This is a genomic window from Parasutterella sp. (genome assembly GCF_057870745.1).
On sequence record NZ_DBMALT010000006.1, the window covers coordinates 44,021 to 61,591 of the forward strand.

Consider the following 17,571-nt stretch of genomic DNA (forward strand, 5'->3'; position numbering starts at 1 on the left):
CGGTTTTGAGGCCGGCCAATCAAAATAACGAAAAACAACCTCAAAACATAGGAGAAAAACAGATGACAGTCAGAGACGAGTTCTTCTGGTTGGGCGAAATCAATAAAGCCACCCTCGTGATCAACTCTCGTCAAGGTCTTTTGCCGATGCCGATCGCCGAAGAAGCGGCCAAGGCACTTCGTGAAGTTTTAGCCGACGGAGAGGCTGATCCGACAAAGAGAGCTAAAACCTACATCACGTTTGAACCTTTAATGCTCAAGAAGGCTGATCCCGTGATCACGCTGATGCATGCAGGACGCTCCAGCCAAGACATGCACGCCACCTATCGTTCCGCCATCCTCCGCGACCATGTTCTTGAAGTCGGCGATGCGTTAAACGCCGTGCTGGAAACCATGACAGACTTGGCAGATAAAAACCGCGAAACGGTTGTCCCCAATTACACCAACGGTGTCGCTGCTCAGCCGAACAGCCTCGCACATTATCTTCTCGCGTTCTTAGCCGGCTTCAGCCGTGATGCTCAGAAGCTTCGTCAGTTCTACGTTCGTCTCGACCGCTGCCCGATGGGAAGTACCGTTCTGAACGGGACCTGCTGGCCGCTGGACCGCGAAGCTATGTGCAAACGTTTGGGCTTTGAAGCGATTGCAGAAAATGCTTACGACGCAACACAGATCGGTCAAAGCGATCTGCCCGTCGAGTTTGCTTCGATCCTTACCGGCATTTGCCTGCACATCAATGTGTTCCTGGAAGACCTGATGGTTCAGTATGCTCAGGCCCGTCCTTGGATTCTTCTGCAGGAAGGCGGCGACAACACCTATGTTTCTTCCGCCATGCCGCAGAAACGCAATCCCGGTCTGGTCAACAACTGCAGAACGGAATCTTCTTCCGTGATCGGCGAAGCCCAGGCAGAATTCTTCCGCGCTCATAACCTGCAGAGCGGCATGATCGACCCGAAGAACCAAACGCTCAATAGCGCTTTGGCCCTGCATGCCGTCAAGGTTCTCACCATGTTCAATCGAGTTCTCAAGGCACTTGTCATTAACAAGGACCGCGCACTGGAAGAACTCAACAGCGACTGGACAGCCAGCCAGGAAGTTGCCGATCGCCTGATGAAGGAATACGGTGTTCCGTTCCGCATCGGCCATCACGCTGCCAGCCACATCGTTTCTTATGCTCGCGCTCACAACATCCTTCCGCTCGACTTCCCGTACGCCAAGATGCAGGAAATCTACAAGGAAGTAATCGAAAAAGAATTCCCGGAAGGCGATCCGAAGTTCCCGATGAGCGAAGAAGAGTTCAGAGAAGCCTTAAATCCTGTCTCTATCGTTCACAACCGTAAGACGCTTGGCGGACCTCAGCCGGCTGAGCTGGAAAGAATGCTCAAAGAGCAGACTGCCGAAAACCACCTCAACGAACAATGGGTGGCCGATAAGAAAGCTTTCATCCAATCTTCCCTCGATAAATTAAATAAAGAATTTGAAACCTTAGGAGAATAATCATGACAGTACTTCTGCCTTGGTTTGCCCTGGTCGTCACTATTCTGGCGGGCTGGGCAATCATTAAAAGATTGTCTACCTCTATGGTCCTGCTGTTTGCCGGCTTGGCCATGATCAGCTTTGCCGTGATCTGCGGTGTTCACGGCTTCCTGCCGAAAGGCGTCAAACCTTCCGGATTCGTATGGTTTGATATTTTTGAACTGCTGCGTTCGATCGCAACTAAACAGACTTCCGGCATCGGTCTTCTGATTATGGTTGCCGGCGGCTACGCTGCTTACATGGACAGAATCGGCGCTGCTCACGCTCTGGTTCGTGTCTGCGTTAAACCTTTGGACGCTTTGTCTTCTCCGTACCTCGTCCTGGTGATGGGCTATCTCATCGGTCAGGCTCTGGTTACAGTGATTCCGAGTGCCGCAGGTTTAGCTATGCTGCTGTTGGTTGCTCTCTTCCCGATTCTCCGTGCTGTCGGATGTTCCGCCGCTGCTTCTGCCGCTGTTATCGGTACATCTGCCGGTATGACGTTAGGGCCGGCCTCCGGTACTGCTAACCTTGCTGCTCAGACAGCCGGCTTAGAACCGATTATCTACTTCGTTCAGTGCCAGCTGCCGGTTGCTATTCCGACATTGATTGTTGTCGCCATCTGCCACTACTTCGTTCAGAAGTACTACGACAAGAAGAATGACGACGTTTATTCCGACGCTATCCTGACCAAGAAAGACGACCTTCGCAATGTTCCTGCCTGGTACGCCATTCTCCCGGTTCTGCCGATCGCTTTAATGATCGTCTTCAGTAAGCTCGTTTACTCTGCCGTCAAACTCAACACCATTAGCGCTCTTCTTCTCGTTTGGGTCTTCACAATCATCGTTGAACTCATCAGACGCCGTGACTTTAAGCCGGTTCTTGCCGACGGTGCTTTCATCTTCAAAGCCATGGGCGGTATGTTCTCCTCCATCGTTGCTCTGATTATCTGCGCTGAATTCTTCGCCACCGGTCTGAAAGTTACAGGTTTGATCTCCGCACTGATTACACACGCTCAGGGCATGGGCTTAGGCCTCAACGGTATGACTGCTGTTCTTACAGGTGTTGTCGGTATCGTTACCTTCCTGACCGGTTCCGGTGTCGGTGCCTTCTCCAGCTTCGCTGCCCTGGCTCCTGAAGTTGCCAACGGTCTCGGCGGTACAGCTGCAGCCTTCGTTACTCCGATGCAGTTTGCCTCCGGTATGCTCCGCGCCATGTCTCCTGTCGCAGGCGTCATCATTGCAGTTGCCGGTGCAGCCGGTGTCTCTCCGATGGCTATCGTCCGCCGTACATGGATTCCGATGATTGCCGGCATGATCACCGTCCTTATCGCCAACGTTGTCTTCTTAGGCTAATCCTTATGAACACACGGGCCCCTTGCGGGCCCGTCGGAGAATCAAATGAAAAAAATCCTCATCCCCGCTTTAACAGCGGCGCTGTTGTGTTCTTCCGCCTTTGCTTTGGAAACTTCGGTTGCTCCGAAAGTGACCGATATCAAAAATCACTCCCCTAAAACCGGCCTGATCGTCGGCAACTCCTACAGCTTCTATAACTGCGGTGTCCACAGCTATTTAAGAGGCCTGACACGCGAAAACAAACAGGATTGGAAAGCTCGCATCATTACGATCAGTTCCGGCCGCCTTTCTTATCATGATGTCGAACAGTACATGGGTCCGCACGAAATGGATCCCTATGCTAAAAAGGACGAGAAGGGCAACCTGATCAATCCGATGTTTGATGTCGTCATTCTGCAGGGTATGTCTACCGAACCGATCGCAGAAAAGAGCATTCCGACATTCAAGAAGTTCTTAAAGCAACACGTCGCCACTGTTAAGGCTAAAGGCGCCGAACCGATTGTTGTTGATACCTGGGCTCGTCAAAACAAGCCTGAGGACACAAAGAAACTGGCAGACGCCATTATTACGGCTGCTAATGAAAATGATGCGATTGTGCTTCCTGTCGGTTTGGCCTTTGCAGAAAGCCTGAAACAGCGCCCGGACCTTCTGATGCATCAGAAGGACAAGAGCCACCCGACAGCGGCCGGCTCTTATCTCTACGGTGCGATGCTGTACGGTCTGCTCTTTAAAAAGAGCCCAGAAGGCATGACTTATTTAGGTGAATGCGAAAAGCCGCTGAAACCCGAGGATGCCAAATTCCTTCAGAAACTTGCCTGGGATGTTCTCACAGACTTCTATGGCTGGAAAAAATAAGTAAGTAAGAAATCGAATTCTTTACCTCTTGCGGTCTTCGTTAACTAGCTTAGCGAAGGCCGTTTTTTAATGCCTCCTGCGGAAGATCGACTTTCTCCGGCAGGGGCTGCTTAAAGGATAGGGCAAGGTGCAGAAGGCTCACGGCGATCGAGGGCCAGACGAGGTCGAGCCATTTTGGTGCGCCGCTGTGAAACACTGCTTCATAATCTTTGAGCGCGCTTTTTACGCCGTGCTTGCTGTTGTCGGAGGTATATCCGTTTTGCTGCAGGAGTTTTTGCAGGAGGGTGCTGTAATCCAAGCCGGAGGAAGACCGGTTGGCCAGCGGATCCATTTCGATGTCAGACATTTTCTTATCCCAAAAATAAAGCCTCCGCGACGGACGGAGGCTTACTACTATAGGCTCTTAAAAAGCCTGAAATGAATTACTGCTGTGCAGACTGGGGAGCCGGAGCCTGGGCAGGGGCCTGAGCAGGAGCTTGGGCCGGAGCCTGTGCAGGAGCTGCGGCAGGAGCCTGGCCGGTAGCGCCGACTTCAGGAGCGTAAATCATCATCGGGGCATTGCCCATCATTTGACCGTTGCCCATCATCATGCCGTTAGGAACGATTTCGATCGGCTGTGCCTGAACTGCTCCCGGAGGAAGCTGGTTGTTGGCTTGAGGGGCAGGCTGAGGAGCGGCCGGAGCTGCTTGGGGAACCGGCAGAGGTGCGGGCTGAGGTGCAGCCTTCGGAGCTGCCTGAGGAGCAGGAACAGCCTGCAGTGTCGGGCCTAAGTCATCATCGGGAGCCTGCTGCTGGCCGTTGCCCTGGAGCTGCATGAAGACGCCGAGCTGGCCGGCGATGTAGCCTAAAGCAACGAGAGACTGGTCACGTGTGATGGTCTTGCCGGTCTGGGCGGCGCGAGCCTGAACGAATTCAGAAGCTCTGTCGAGTTCGGTCTGTGTGACCGGGAAGTCACCAAACTGCATATGGCCCATCGTAGCTAACTTGCCGATGACTTCACCGGCAGGGTTTGTAGGAGCCTGTTGTTCGGGCTGAGGTGCAGCTTGCTGGGCGAATGCGGATACAGAAAAGCTCAGTGCGACTGTACTGAGAGCAAGGGTTAATTTTCTAAGAATCATGTAATTTCTCCACTTCAAAAGCTAGAGAAACTATACTCCGTAAAAACCCTTAGTACTGTACTTAACTTATTGATTCTTACTCAATATGGTGAGGTTTAATGCCTACTTTGACGCGCTTTTCGGAAGGGCTTTCAGCGCGTCGATCACGATGTCCTGTGTCAGAAGCTCGGGGAGAATTTTTGCCGTTCCGTCCGGGGCGTAAAGCAGGTAAAGCGGGACGCCCGTTCTTCCGAAGGATTCCAATGTTTTAGATATCTCTGCGTTCCGATTCGTCCAGTCGGCAATGAGGAATTTAACGTTGTGTTCTTTAAAGGCCTGCTGCACATTTTCTCTATCCAGTACCGCCAGCTTATTTGCCTGACAGGTGACACACCACGAGGCAGTGAAGTCAACAAAGACCGGGCGTCCTTCATCAAGAGCAGTTTGAACTGCTGCAGGAGACCAAGCGTCGGCAGTGCTCACTTCAACAGGAGCACGCTCAAGCAGCGGAGAAGCCGCGACGGCATATGCGCCTGCGCCGAGGATAAAGGCAAGGGTCATGATTCCTTTGGAGGCTGCTTTACCGAACTGAAGGCGACCGTACAAAATCAAAGCTAAAGCCAAAAGCGCAGCGGCGCAGAGATAGACACCGAGGGCTGAGAGCGAAACTTGCTGCCAAAGAATCCAGAAGAGCCAAAGTGCAGTAAGCGCCATCGGAACTGCCATGACCGTTCTGAAGATGCCCATCCAGCGTCCCGGACGCGGCAGCCACGCGGTAAGACATGGAAAGAGGGCAAGCAGGAGCCAGGGGAGACTCATGCCTAGCCCAAGGCAGATAAAGACAACGAAAGATTCTAGTGCAGAGGCAGAGAGCGCGTAGCCTAAGGCAGCGCCCATGAACGGTGCCGTGCATGGAGAGGCAACGACGACGGCCAAGATGCCGGTGGCAAAACTGCCGGCCAGCGATGCACTGGACGTCTGACCTGTAGAGGAGATTCTTACGCCGGAAAATTCAAAGGCTCCGGCTAAGTTCATGGTGATTGTGACAAAGAGCAGCGCCAGTAATGCGACAAACCACGGAGACTGCAGCTGGAAGCCCCAGCCGACGGAAGCGCCTGCAGCCTTAACAGCAATTAAGGCGCCGGCTAAAACCGTCATGGAAATGAGGACGCCGAGAGTAAAAGAAAGACCGTGCAGTGCCAGCTTTCCGTCTCTGCGATGCTCAACGAGGCTGAGCATTTTAAGAGAGAGCACAGGGAAGACACACGGCATCAAATTCAGGATCAGTCCGCCGAGGAAAGACATGCCGGCTGCGAGCCAAACGGTTAAGTTGACGTCCGTGTTATCAGAGGAAGCCGACGGGGGTGTCACGGTCCCCTTGACTAAAACATGAGAGAAACTGCCGGACCAGCCGCCTTTAGCGGGGCCGCCGTCAGCGGCAAAGACGCCGGATAACGTGTCACCGACTTTCAGTTCTTCCGTGCCTTGAAGGCGAACGGTGACTTCATCGCCGGTTTTAGATACAGATTGAGGTGCTTTGTAGTCAACAGCTCCTTCGCCTTCGGTAAATACATAAAAATGATTGAACGGTTCTGAAGTTTTAAATGTGACGGATAAAGCGTGATTGGAGGTGTCGAGCTTTGCGGAAACCGTTGTTAAAGGGGCAGGCGTTAAGCCGTCATTTGTTTGGAAGAGTCCGGCGTTCGAAGAAGCTGCCGGCTCGGCATTCGAGACTTTAACAGGAACGTCAAACGAAGCGCTTCCCGGAATGCATTGTTCTGCGCACATCAGCCAGGAGACATTTGCCTTTGCGACGTATTCACCTTCCTTAGCAGATGCCGGGACGGAAATTGAAACCGGAAGAAGAACGGAGTCTTCGTATCCGAAGTTGGTGAGATCGCCGACGACATAAAGATTCGGCGTGGGCCATTGAATCTGGCCTGCTTTCCAGCCTTCGGGGAGCGTCCAGTCAATGGCAGTCGGAAGCCCGGTGTCTCCGGGCGTTTTCCAATAAGTGTGCCAGCCGGGCTCTTGGGTCAGCAGCACGCCTAGGCGGATGTAGCTTCCGGGCCGGACCGAAGTCGTTTGAGAGATAAGCTCGGCTCTGACCGCTTCGGTTTTCTTCCATGGAAGAGCCTGTGCGTTTAGAGCAAAGACGGCAAAGAAAAGTAAAAGGAAGCGCAAAAGCCAAGCAAATCTCATAACAAAAAGTTTCTAACTAAACAAATTAACCATGTACGCGTTTGACTTCGGCAAAAGCCTTGTCAGCCGCTTCGAGCGTGCGTGCGATGACGGAGTCGTCATGAGTAATAGAGACGAAACCGGCTTCGTAAATGCTCGGAGCCAGATAAACACCGTTATCGAGCATGGCATGGAAGAAAGTCTTGAAGCGATCGGCATCGCATTCCATGACTTCTTTGAAGGAAGTCGGGCATTTGCCGCGGAAGTAAATGCCGAACATGCCGCCGATGCTTTGGGCAGAGAAGGCCACGCCGTGTTTCTTGGCCATCGCGCCTAAGCCTTTGACGAGCTTGGCAGTCTGTTCGGAAAGACGCTTGTAGAAACCGGGCTGCTGAATCTCATGAAGAGTAGCCAGACCGCAGGCAACGGCGACCGGGTTGCCGGAGAGGGTACCCGCCTGATAGACGGGGCCCAAAGGAGCAACGCAGTTCATGATGTCGCGTTTGCCGCCGAAAGCTGCAACGGGCATACCGCCGCCGATGACTTTACCGAACATCGTGATGTCCGGATCGATGTGATACAGAGACTGGGCTCCCCCGAGTGCAACACGGAAACCGGTCATGACTTCGTCAACAATGAGGACGGTACCGTGCTTAGCGGTTTCTTCTCTCATGGTTTCGAGGAATTCCTGGGTAGCGGGAACCATGTTCATATTGCCGGCAACTGCTTCAACGATCACGCAGGCGATTTCGTCGCCTTCTTTGTCAAAGAGTTCTTTGAGCTGCTTGGGATTGTTGTATTCCAGAACGATCGTGTCATTTGTGACAGCTGCGGGAACACCGGCAGAGCTCGGTGTACCGAAGGTCAGCAAGCCTGAACCGCCTTTGACCAACAAGGAATCGCTGTGGCCGTGGTAGCAGCCTTCAAACTTCACAATCTTGTTGCGGCCGGTGTAGCCGCGAGCCAAACGGATGGCACTCATGCCGGCTTCGGTGCCGGAGGAAACGAGACGGACTTCTTCAACGGAAGGAATGAGACGCTTAATTTCTTCGGCAATATCAATTTCACCGACAGTCGGAGCACCGAAGCTTAGGCCGTTGTCGACGGCTTCTTTAACGGCTTCAATGACGTGAGGATTGTTGTGACCGAGGATCATAGGACCCCAAGATCCGATGTAGTCGATGTACTGCTTACCTTCGACGTCGTACATATGCGGCCCTAATGCTTTTTTGATAAAACGGGGAGCGCCGCCGACAGAACGGAAGGCACGAACCGGGGAGTTCACACCGCCGGGGATGGACTTCTGGGCTCTGTCAAAAAGTACTTCATTCTGATCCATGAAAAGAACTCCTAGAAATGAATTAAATAGTAATTTCAAGCGGGATAGGTTAATCCGCTCATGCTAAAGGAAAAAACTAAAGGATAGATTAATTCGCAGAATGCAGACGAGGCTGTGCGAAGGATGACTGAAAGAGGCGCGGAAAATAGAGGCAAAACCTCTTCGTTTAAGAAGGAAGGATTATGTTGGAGGACTAACAAACTGAGATTCGAGAAGATTTCTCCGACGATATCTGCGAATTACGAGAATTGGTTTTTGGAGGATATATTAAGAAAAGCAGAGAGCTTTGTGAAAAGCTCCCCGCGATAAAGGCTGGTTTCAGTCATTCAAAAAAGACCGAGGCGACAGAACACAAATTTTTTTGCCGAAGATAAGGAGGATTGAAACCGCAGACGTATGCGGTGCATGCATCTGTGCCAAGTTCAAGATGCAGCGATTTCGTGGTTCCTAGACGATTATTAGTTTTCCGCAGTGGAAATTTTCTTGACGAAGGACGTCAAGAGCTGGCCGAAATCCTGGGATTCCGCATTGCCGGCAGACGTGGCGAGCAGCGCGCCATAGAGTGTTGCCAAAACCCAAGCTGTTAGGACCGAAATCCAGGCAATTTTTCCGAAGTTCATACGTTCTCCTTATAAGTGAACCTTACTTTATACAGGGTTTTTACTTATCAAAACGAGAAGCTCGCATAATTTGAGTAGTTAACTGCCCATTGTGCGTCTAAACAATTTGTGATCCCATCGGTTGTTACTTCTCTTAGGACCCTTCTAAAAAGTGGTCGTCCTCAGGGATCTCAAAGTCCCTACAGATGAGATTGCTAGCTTTAAATAATTGCTGAACTTAATTCCTGAACGAGGCAGTCTTCTCTCCTTGGATAAGCAGAACAATCCAGTATTCGAGTCGGAACAATAGACAAAAGAGCCGCACCTAAAAGATGCGGCTCTCCAAGAGCAGATGCCGAAAATTAGAAGGCCAAGCCAAGCGCCAGCTTGAAGGTCACCGGAGACGGGCGCATCGAGAAGCTGTCGTCCGTCGGGCTGTGCGCTTTGTAGCGCGGGAAGCCTAAATCCATACCGCCGGTCACATGAAGATTACGTGTGACGGCGACCGTTCCGCCGGCCTGAATAACCGGAGTGAAAATGTCCTTCTTGGCACCCCAGCCTTCTTTGAAGTCCTGCTGGTCGCTTCTGAAGTATCCTGCACCGACACCGGCGTAAAGCTTCACGCGTTCGGCGGCTCTGAAGTGATACTGCACGGCAAGGCTGTAGCTCGTAAGTTTGTAGCTTCCGACCTTGCTGCCGTTGGCATGAATACTGTGTGTTCCGGAGCGGTTGACGGAGAAATCCAAGGCCCATTCCGGCGTGACAAAGTAGCGAACACCGGCAGAGTAAGAGCCGTCAGAAGAAATAGAAGAAGGTTTCGGCGTGCCTTTCAGCGTTGTCTTCTGCCATCCGCCGCCTGCATAAATCAGCACTTTATTGGAGAAGAGCGACTTCGGCGTATCCGGCATATGACGAGTCTTACGATCGTCAAACGTCATGTTGGCGAAGAAGAAAAAGATGTCGGAGAACGGGACATAGGTTCCGTAGATGCTGAAGTTGTCCGTGCCGACACCGAGCAGAGGCAGCGGCGCCGGGAACGGAATCCACTTGTAGTCGCCGCGGGCCGTCAAACCGATGGTGTAGCCGGCTTCAGCATAGAAGGGTGTGCTGCCGAGTCGCCAGCGGGACAGCCAGCCGTAGCCCAAGAACGGTTCAAAGTTATTGTGGGAATCGGAGAACGCCATGGCGTACATGATTCTGCGGTTTCCGCGGCTGTCGATAAAGTTGCGCGAAATACCACCGCCCCACGTATAACCGTTTTCGTTGTGGCGTTTTTCAGTTTTGTATGCATATCCCGGATGAATCGTGTAGGCGGGGAGGAGCAATCCGGAAGAGCCTTCCGAAATAATGGTCTTCATTCCGACCCAGGTGTCGGAGAGGTAGCTTCCGGAAGAATCTTCCTCGGAAACCATGCCGGCGGGGAGGGTATCGACAATTGCATCCCAAACCGAACGACCGGAGTCTTCAGCAGAAGCAGACGAGGCGATCGCGATAAGTCCAGCCCCGAAAATAGTTCTAATGATCTTATTTTTCACGACTTTTTCAATGGAGTGCAAAGCTTGAAAAATTCTACAGAAAAAGATCTCCTTTTTATTCCGTTTGATCATTAGAACGAGCTCAATTAACGCAATTTTGATACCTGTTTTGTGTAACGAGGCTTTTTAGCAAGCTCGCGGAACTTGCGGAATCGTTGGAATCTAATTAAAGTTGCACCGCGAAGTTCGTCGGACAATCGCCGGGGAGAAAGACCTCGGAGGAAAGTCCGGACTCCACAGAGCACCGTAGGAGGTAACACCTCTCCGCCGAAAGGCGAGGACTAGAGCAACAGAGACGAGCCGATTCAGTTCGGTTGAAACGGGCAATCTCTACGGGGAGCAACATCAAATAGGCAGCTAGTGAACCTGCTCGGCGAGGCTGCGGGTAGATGGCTCGAACCCGGAAGTGATTCCGGGTCTAGATGAATGATTGTCATGCTGCTTTTTTGCGGCACACAGAATCCGGCTTACAGATGGACTTCGCCCTTCTATCTTTTCTATTAAATTCAAATAATTAAGTAAAGCGAAAACTAAAGAACAAGAATAAGTTTCGCTCAATGTGAGAGTCGGTGGAGGAAAGTGGAAAAAAGTGGCTAAAATTGAGACTTAGAAAAGGTAGATTTTTGTCTCGTTTTAGTCGTGTTCCAAGGCTCTCCGCACATCAATCTTGACGCCAAAGGGCGTCTATCAGTGCCTTCTCGTTATCGAGAGGCACTGGCGCAGTTGTGCTCCGGCCAAATGACCTTTACCCGGCATCCTGACGGGTGTGCTTTGCTTTACCCGCGCAATGTCTGGGAAACAAAGAGAACCGAATTGATGGCACTTCCATACTCGGCCAGAGTCTTTCAAAGAATCGTGATGGGTTCTGCCGTGGATGTGGATATGGATGCCAGCGGCAGACTGCTGGTGCCTGCAGAGTTAAGAAAAGCATGCGGTCTTTCCAAAGAGATCGTTCTTGTAGGATTGGGCTCGCACTTTGAGCTGTGGGACGCAGAGAAGCTTGCGGAAAGCGAAGCTAAAGCAATGACAGAAAACCTATCGGATATCGCCGCCCAATTCAATTTTTAAAAATAAGGTAGTTTTCTGTGCAGGCAGAAGTCTTGGTTCATCGCCCGGTACTTGCTGAAGAGTCTCCCCGACTCCTGGTAACCGATCCGAATGGTGTCTATGTCGACGGTACTTTCGGCCGTGGAGGGCACTCGCGCCTGATACTGGAAAAACTCTCTCCTCAAGGGCGCTTGATCGCGTTTGACCGAGACGAAGAAGCCGTTAAGGCCGCGGCACAAATCAAAGATCCGAGGTTTCAGATTATCCATGCTCCTTTTGCCTCCATGAAAGAGGAATTGGCAAAGATCGGCATTGATAAAGTCAACGGCATTTTTCTTGATATCGGAGTCTCCAGCCCTCAGATCGATGACCCGGAGCGCGGATTTTCGTTCCGTTTCGACGGTCCATTGGACATGCGCATGGACACGAGCACGGGAGAAACGGCGGCAGAATGGATTGCCCGCGCCGATGCTGCCGAGATGGCCAAGGTTTTTAAAGATCTCGGAGAAGAGCGCTTTGCCATGAAAGCCGCTAAGGCGATTGAGAAGGCCCGAGCCAAGGAACCGATTCTCCGCACGAAGCAGCTCGCAGATTTGATTGCAGCGACTTTGCCGCGCAATAAAAAAGACAGCGCACAGCATCCGGCGACCCGCATTTTCCAGGCGATTCGAATTCATGTGAATCAAGAGCTCGAGCAGCTGAAACGTGCGCTTGAGTCTGCCGGCTCCCTGCTGCTTCCCGGCGGCATGCTGGCGGTTATTTCCTTCCATTCACTGGAAGACCGCATCGTAAAGAAATTCTTTGAAGCCGCGGCAAACCCTGCCTCCGGTATCGATCCGCGTCTGCCGCTGCTGCCTTCGCAGCTGCCGCAGCCGCTGTTTAATCGTGCCGTTCGTATTCTTCCCTCGGAAAAAGAATGCGAGGAAAATCCTCGCGCCAGAAGTTCGGTGCTTCGCGGCGCTTCCAGGACGGATGCGCCTTGGCCTGAACAGGGAGTGCGGGTATGAATGAGTTCCGCTTCCTGGTCGGGATAATTGTGATCTTGGAGCTGGTTCTTTTTGCATGCGGGCTTAAAGTCGTAGAGAACCGCCACAACGCCCGAAAACTGTTCATCGAACTTGAGCACGAACAGCAGGTCCATCATTCACTGATGGATGAAAAGGCCCGCCTCAAGCTTGAGATCTCCAACTTGGAGCAAATCCGTCAGGTCGAAGTCCGCGCTAAAGAGGGCGGCCTGGCCCCCGCCGAAAACGATCGCGTGATTATCCTGGATAAGAACGCCGCTTCCTCCGGAGCCCAAAAATGAGAATCAGGCAGTGGCTCAGAGACGCATGGGACAATGTCTTCATGCCGACGGAAGAAAAACGCGGTGACGATGACAGCGTTAAGGACCTCCTGCGCCTGAAAATCAAACCGGGCCGAAGCAAGTTTGTATATTTCATGCTGCTTCTGTGCTTTACTGCGCTTGGCGTCCGAGTCGGCTGGCTGCAGCTCGGCTTTAATACGGAATTTCTGCAGAAACAAGGGGCGATGCGTTTCCAGCGCACGATCGAAGTGCCCGCGATGCGCGGTCAGATTTATGACCGGAACGGTACGCTGCTGGCAACGAGTGTGACCGCTAAAGCGCTCTGGATTATCCCTCAGGACGTTCAGATTACGATCACTCAGCTCAAAGAAATTGCAAAGACGCTGGATATTCCGCTTTCCGAACTTAGGAAAAAATTTAACTCCAAACGCACATTTGTCTACCTGAAGCGTCAGGTTCCGATTGAAACGGCGGAGAAGGTACTGGATATGAAAATTCCGGGCCTGCACTCCACCCGAGAATTCCTTCGCAGTTATCCCGACGGCGAAGCGGCCGCTCAGATCGTCGGTCTGACCGGTTTGGACGGCAACGGTATTGAAGGCATTGAACTGGCTGCGGAAAAACGCTTGGCAGGAAAACCCGGCTCTCGCCGCGTGATGAAGGACCGTCTCGGACGCATCGTGGAAGACGCTTGGTTAAAAGAGCCGATGAACGGCGAAAACATTACGCTCACGATAGACTCCCGTCTCCAGAACCTTGCTTATGAAGCCTTGGGCCGTCAGGTTGAGAATCTGAAAGCTAAAGGCGGCTCCATTGTGATTGCCGACCCGAAGACCGGCGACATTCTCGCGCTCGCAAACTACCCGAGCTTTAACCCGAACAACCGCGGCAAGATTTCGCGCACAGGAGTTCGTAACCGCGCCATTGTGGATACATATGAACCGGGTTCGACGATGAAGCCCTTCTCGGTGGCTGCCGGCCTCGAAGAAAAGAAAGTGACGCCGAATACGCTCTTCCAGATCGGCCGCTCCATGTCTTTCGGTCGTCATTCGATCGGTGACTCCCACTACAGCAAAGAGCTGACGGTAACGGGCATTATTCAGCACTCGAGCAACATCGGTACGTCTAAAGTGGCGCTGCTGATGACGCCGCAGGTCATGTGGTCTTATTACGACAAGCTTGGCTTCGGCCATTCTCCGCAGATCGGATTCCCGGGTGCGGTGGCCGGACGTCTGCGTCCTGCAAAGAACTGGCGTCCGATCGAACAGGCCACGATGTCTTATGGACACGGTGTCACGGTTTCTCTGCTTCAGCAGGTCCGCGCCTACACGGTGTTTGCACGTGACGGAGACATGATTGAGCTCTCCATTTATAAAGATCGTGCTTACCGCGAACCGCAGCGGGTCTTTAGTGCCAAGACCGCCGATCAGATGCGCGACATGCTCGCGAAAGTTGTTGAAAAGGGCGGAACGGGTTTCAGAGCCCGCGTTGAGGGCTACACCGCTGCCGGTAAGACCGGTACGGCCTACAAGGTCGAAGGCGGCCAGTACGTGAGAAAGTACGTTGCCGGTTTTGCGGGTTATGCGCCTGCCCATGATCCTCAGATTGTGGTGGGCATCATGATCGACGAACCGATGGTCGGAAAACACTTCGGTTCGACAGCTGCCGCTCCGCTCTTCTCTGAGATGGTCTCGAAGACACTGCGTTTGATGGCGATCAATCCGGACCGCCCGGAAGACTTTATGGTGACGAAAAACGATAAGAAGCCTTCCAAGGCTAAAGCGGTGCCCGCTAAGACCCATGCTTTGAAAGAATCGAGCCGTGCGCGAGCGAAGGCGCCTTCAAGGACAAACCTGAAGTCGGCCAAAGAAGATCACGTGATAAAGGGGAAGACCAATGGTTGATGCCGCAGCGGTTGCCGCTGAGATTAAGCGTTTCGCTCCCGCGGGAGCGGCTTTGCTTTTAGATAGTCGCAAAATTCGTAAAGGCGATGTGTTTTTTGCGGTGAAGGGCGTGCACACCGACGGCCGGACTTTTATTGAAAAAGCCTGCGGCGCCGGCGCTTCCTGTGTCGTCGCTGAAAAAGGCGGCATTGGCCCGTGCTCGGTTCCTGTCATTGAAATCGAAAACCTTTACCGAGCCCTCGGTCCCATCGCCGCTGCTTATTACGGCAATCCGACCGCTCAGATGACCGGAATCGCTGGGACCGGCACGAACGGTAAAACGACGACGGCCAATTGGATTGCGGATCTGATGAACCGCCTCGGAACGCCGTGTGCATGTATCGGCACTTTGGGCTGTACTCTGAACGGCAAAGCGCTTCCGAGCGTGTCGATGACAACGCCGGATCCTCTCACGCTTCAGGCGACGTTTGCCGAGCTGCTGAGTCGCGGATGCAAAGCGTTTGCGATGGAAGCGAGTTCAATCGGTTTAGAGCAGGGACGCCTGGACGGAACAGAGATTAAATCGGCTGTATTTACGAACCTCACACGAGACCATTTGGACTATCACGGGACAATGGAGAACTATCTCCAAGCCAAAGAAATCTTGTTCTGCTGGCCGTCTGTTAAAACTGCGGTGATTAATCAATCCGGAGCGCCCGCACAAAAAATCCAGGAAACGGCAGAGGCTGCCGGAAAAGATATTCTGACGGTCTCTGCACGAGAAGATCAGCCGGGAGACTTGTCTGCCCGGAATATTCGACATACCCGAGAGGGACTCGAGTTTGAAGTCTGCTTCAAGGGAAAATCATTCCCGGTTGCAGCGCACTTTTTAGGCTTCTTTAATGTGGAGAACTTCCTCTGCGCTGTTGGCGCAATGGTCTCCGTTGGTTTTGAAATAGAAACGGTGCTTAAAGAAGCCGCAAAACTCATGCCTCCGGCAGGGCGAATGCAGATTGTGCGTGAAGACCAAGGTCCGATTTTTGCTGTGGACTATTCCCACACACCGGACGCCGTGACTCAGGCGATTAACGCTCTAGAAGGGCTGGCTAAAGCGCGCGGCGGACGAATTTGGATAGTTGTCGGCGCGGGCGGAGACCGAGATCACGGTAAGCGTCCGTTAATGGGACAGGCAGCATGCGCTGCCGACGAAGTAGTCCTGACGTCGGACAACCCCAGAAGCGAAGATGCGAAAGAGATACTGAAACAAATTCAAGCAGGGACGACTAAACCCTGCACGGTTATTGAAGACCGAAGAAAAGCCATCGAATATGCCGCGGGACACGCCGCTGCCGATGATGTCATTCTCGTGGCCGGCAAAGGCCACGAGGATTATCAGGAAGTCAAAGGTGTTAAGCACCACTTCTCGGATGTCGAAGAGGCGCGCGAGGCGCTGCGGAAATTAAGGAATAAAGATGAATGAAGCGTTAATGACGATCGGGGAATTTGCCGAAATGCTCGGCCCCGACACCCAGATTAAGGGTGCGCCGGGTATTAAATTTTCCTCCGTCAGTTTTGATTCCAGGTCAGTCCGACCCAACGGGCTGTTTTTTGCTATTGAAGGAGAGCGGGACGGCCATGAGTTCGTTCAGGCTGCCTCTGATGCGGGCGCTGCTGCCGCAGTCGTCACGCACTTTGTGCCTGTGAGCCTGCCTCAGGTTTTGGTGAAGGACACGCGTGAAGCGCTCCTGGACTCCGCCAAGAAATGGCGCTCAAAGTTCGATCTGCCCGTGATCGCGGTTGCCGGCTCCAACGGCAAGACGACAACGACACAGATGGTTTTGTCCATCATCAAGGAGCGTTTCCAAGAAGGTGCTTGGGTCGGTACAGAGGGCAATTTAAACAATGAACTCGGTGTCTCGCTGATGCTGTGGAAACTGCGTCCTGAGCATCAGGCCGCCTGCTTCGAAGTCGGTATGAACCATATCGGCGAAATGCGTCCGCTGGTCTCAGCGATCGCGCCGACGATCGGCACGGTCACTAACACCATGCGCGACCATCAGGAATTTTTGGCGTCCCTGGAAGAAACCGCTAAAGAAAACGGCGAAGTCTTTGCTCAGCTTCCGCGTCAGGGCGTAGCCGTCATTAATGCCGCCGATCCTTTCGCGGTTGAATGGCGCAAGATGGCAGGCAATAACCGTGTCGTGACGTTTGGGACACCCGACAGCGACGTTTATGCGTGTGAGGTCGAGGGGACCGCTTTTAGATTGGTTACACCGATCGGACAAATTGACATCGAGCTCAAAGTACCCGGCAAGCACAATATCGTGAACGCCGTGAATGCGGCCGCTGTGCTTTTCGCGATGGGCCGCGACCTCTGCGACATCAAAAAAGGCTTAGAAAACTTTGAGGCGGTCAGCCACCGCGGCGAGGTCGTTACATTGGACGACGGTTCCTTGGTCATTGATGACAGCTACAACGCCAATCCGGACTCCATGAACGCCGCTGTCAATATGCTGAGCGAATACAAGCTGCCAAAGATCTTTGTCGCAGGCGACATGGGAGAACTCGGCGTTCAGAGCCCGCAGTATCACAGAGAGTTAGGCGAATTTGTGCGCCGCTGCGGTATTGAAAATTTCTTCTCCATCGGCAACCGTATGCTCGACGCTGTCGAAGGTTACGGCGAAGGTGCACGCCACTTCGAGACACAGGAAGAGCTGCTCGCTGCGCTGAAAGATGAAATGGCCAAAGGCCCTCATGCTGTGCTCTTTAAAGCTTCGAACTTCATGAAGCTCTTCAAACTTGCGGACGAACTGGTCCGCACCTGGAATAAACAAGAAGAAAAAGAATCGAAGGAAAACTAAAT

At 52.7% G+C, this 17,571-nt stretch carries 15 protein-coding genes and 1 other RNA gene; 10 read left to right on the top strand and 6 right to left on the bottom strand.

Features of this window, described 5'->3' with window-relative positions:
• Positions 1-62 precede the first annotated feature (62 nt).
• The 3 genes from ACZND6_RS02835 to ACZND6_RS02845 are packed head-to-tail and all read left to right on the top strand — an operon-like array spanning position 63 to position 3,721.
• Entirely contained in the window at positions 63-1,493 is a 1,431-nt protein-coding gene (locus ACZND6_RS02835) for a lyase family protein (protein WP_300875690.1), read from the top strand.
• 2 nt (positions 1,494-1,495) lie between these two features.
• Positions 1,496-2,866 carry a C4-dicarboxylate transporter DcuC gene (dcuC, locus tag ACZND6_RS02840; protein ID WP_293737195.1) on the top strand — a complete coding sequence of 457 codons (1,371 nt, stop codon included), beginning with the start codon at positions 1,496-1,498 and terminating at the stop codon, positions 2,864-2,866.
• 45 nt (positions 2,867-2,911) lie between these two features.
• Complete coding sequence (locus tag ACZND6_RS02845; protein WP_300875687.1) at positions 2,912-3,721, top strand: SGNH/GDSL hydrolase family protein; 810 nt, start codon at positions 2,912-2,914, stop codon at positions 3,719-3,721.
• 49 nt (positions 3,722-3,770) lie between these two features.
• Here ACZND6_RS02845 and ACZND6_RS02850 read toward each other — a convergent pair whose 3' ends face one another.
• The 6 genes from ACZND6_RS02850 to ACZND6_RS02875 form a co-directional block, all read right to left on the bottom strand.
• On the bottom strand, positions 3,771-4,067 hold the full coding sequence (locus ACZND6_RS02850; protein WP_293737197.1) for a hypothetical protein: 297 nt from the start codon (positions 4,065-4,067) through the stop codon (positions 3,771-3,773).
• A 76-nt stretch (positions 4,068-4,143) separates the two neighbouring features.
• Positions 4,144-4,839, bottom strand: coding sequence for a serine/threonine protein kinase (locus ACZND6_RS02855; protein ID WP_370748109.1), 696 nt, complete (start codon positions 4,837-4,839; stop codon positions 4,144-4,146).
• A gap of 102 nt (positions 4,840-4,941) precedes the next feature.
• Entirely contained in the window at positions 4,942-7,020 is a 2,079-nt protein-coding gene (locus ACZND6_RS02860; protein WP_293737199.1) for a protein-disulfide reductase DsbD family protein, read from the bottom strand.
• Between the two features lie 25 nt (positions 7,021-7,045).
• Entirely contained in the window at positions 7,046-8,338 is a 1,293-nt protein-coding gene (gene hemL, locus ACZND6_RS02865; RefSeq protein WP_293737200.1) for a glutamate-1-semialdehyde 2,1-aminomutase, read from the bottom strand.
• Between the two features lie 458 nt (positions 8,339-8,796).
• Positions 8,797-8,958, bottom strand: a complete 162-nt coding sequence (locus ACZND6_RS02870) for a hypothetical protein (protein WP_293737201.1) — start codon at positions 8,956-8,958, stop codon at positions 8,797-8,799.
• A gap of 341 nt (positions 8,959-9,299) precedes the next feature.
• Positions 9,300-10,472, bottom strand: coding sequence for an outer membrane beta-barrel protein (locus ACZND6_RS02875; protein ID WP_489524378.1), 1,173 nt, complete (start codon positions 10,470-10,472; stop codon positions 9,300-9,302).
• Between the two features lie 181 nt (positions 10,473-10,653).
• On the opposite strand from ACZND6_RS02875, the gene rnpB reads away from it, so the two are divergent.
• The 7 genes from rnpB (at position 10,654) to ACZND6_RS02910 (ending at position 17,569) form a co-directional block, all read left to right on the top strand.
• An RNA gene (gene rnpB / locus ACZND6_RS02880) (RNase P RNA component class A) lies at positions 10,654-10,958 on the top strand.
• Between the two features lie 153 nt (positions 10,959-11,111).
• Positions 11,112-11,540 carry a division/cell wall cluster transcriptional repressor MraZ gene (mraZ, locus tag ACZND6_RS02885; RefSeq protein ID WP_008812197.1) on the top strand — a complete coding sequence of 143 codons (429 nt, stop codon included), beginning with the start codon at positions 11,112-11,114 and terminating at the stop codon, positions 11,538-11,540.
• A gap of 17 nt (positions 11,541-11,557) precedes the next feature.
• Positions 11,558-12,526 carry a 16S rRNA (cytosine(1402)-N(4))-methyltransferase RsmH gene (gene rsmH / locus ACZND6_RS02890; RefSeq protein WP_300875484.1) on the top strand — a complete coding sequence of 323 codons (969 nt, stop codon included), beginning with the start codon at positions 11,558-11,560 and terminating at the stop codon, positions 12,524-12,526.
• Positions 12,523-12,825: a cell division protein FtsL gene (gene ftsL, locus ACZND6_RS02895; protein ID WP_293737204.1), complete on the top strand. Its 303-nt coding sequence runs from the start codon at positions 12,523-12,525 to the stop codon at positions 12,823-12,825. Before rsmH ends, ftsL begins: the two co-directional genes overlap by 4 nt.
• Positions 12,822-14,729: a peptidoglycan D,D-transpeptidase FtsI family protein gene (locus ACZND6_RS02900; protein WP_300875487.1), complete on the top strand. Its 1,908-nt coding sequence runs from the start codon at positions 12,822-12,824 to the stop codon at positions 14,727-14,729. Before ftsL ends, ACZND6_RS02900 begins: the two co-directional genes overlap by 4 nt.
• Entirely contained in the window at positions 14,722-16,188 is a 1,467-nt protein-coding gene (locus ACZND6_RS02905; RefSeq protein ID WP_293737206.1) for a UDP-N-acetylmuramoyl-L-alanyl-D-glutamate--2,6-diaminopimelate ligase, read from the top strand. The genes ACZND6_RS02900 and ACZND6_RS02905 overlap by 8 nt, the downstream gene beginning before the upstream one ends.
• Complete coding sequence (locus tag ACZND6_RS02910; protein WP_293737207.1) at positions 16,181-17,569, top strand: UDP-N-acetylmuramoyl-tripeptide--D-alanyl-D-alanine ligase; 1,389 nt, start codon at positions 16,181-16,183, stop codon at positions 17,567-17,569. The genes ACZND6_RS02905 and ACZND6_RS02910 overlap by 8 nt, the downstream gene beginning before the upstream one ends.
• Positions 17,570-17,571 lie beyond the last annotated feature (2 nt).

What these genes read in the sequence shown, in the direction of transcription:
- ACZND6_RS02835 (WP_300875690.1), top strand. Translation starts at nt 63, where the DNA reads ATGACAGTCAGAGACGAGTTCTTCTGGTTGGGCGAAATCAATAAAGCC.
- dcuC (WP_293737195.1), top strand. Translation starts at nt 1,496, where the DNA reads ATGACAGTACTTCTGCCTTGGTTTGCCCTGGTCGTCACTATTCTGGCG.
- ACZND6_RS02845 (WP_300875687.1), top strand. Translation starts at nt 2,912, where the DNA reads ATGAAAAAAATCCTCATCCCCGCTTTAACAGCGGCGCTGTTGTGTTCT.
- ACZND6_RS02850 (WP_293737197.1), bottom strand. Translation starts at nt 4,067, where the DNA reads ATGTCTGACATCGAAATGGATCCGCTGGCCAACCGGTCTTCCTCCGGC.
- ACZND6_RS02855 (WP_370748109.1), bottom strand. Translation starts at nt 4,839, where the DNA reads ATGATTCTTAGAAAATTAACCCTTGCTCTCAGTACAGTCGCACTGAGC.
- ACZND6_RS02860 (WP_293737199.1), bottom strand. Translation starts at nt 7,020, where the DNA reads ATGAGATTTGCTTGGCTTTTGCGCTTCCTTTTACTTTTCTTTGCCGTC.
- hemL (WP_293737200.1), bottom strand. Translation starts at nt 8,338, where the DNA reads ATGGATCAGAATGAAGTACTTTTTGACAGAGCCCAGAAGTCCATCCCC.
- ACZND6_RS02870 (WP_293737201.1), bottom strand. Translation starts at nt 8,958, where the DNA reads ATGAACTTCGGAAAAATTGCCTGGATTTCGGTCCTAACAGCTTGGGTT.
- ftsL (WP_293737204.1), top strand. Translation starts at nt 12,523, where the DNA reads ATGAATGAGTTCCGCTTCCTGGTCGGGATAATTGTGATCTTGGAGCTG.
- ACZND6_RS02900 (WP_300875487.1), top strand. Translation starts at nt 12,822, where the DNA reads ATGAGAATCAGGCAGTGGCTCAGAGACGCATGGGACAATGTCTTCATG.
- ACZND6_RS02905 (WP_293737206.1), top strand. Translation starts at nt 14,722, where the DNA reads ATGGTTGATGCCGCAGCGGTTGCCGCTGAGATTAAGCGTTTCGCTCCC.
- ACZND6_RS02910 (WP_293737207.1), top strand. Translation starts at nt 16,181, where the DNA reads ATGAATGAAGCGTTAATGACGATCGGGGAATTTGCCGAAATGCTCGGC.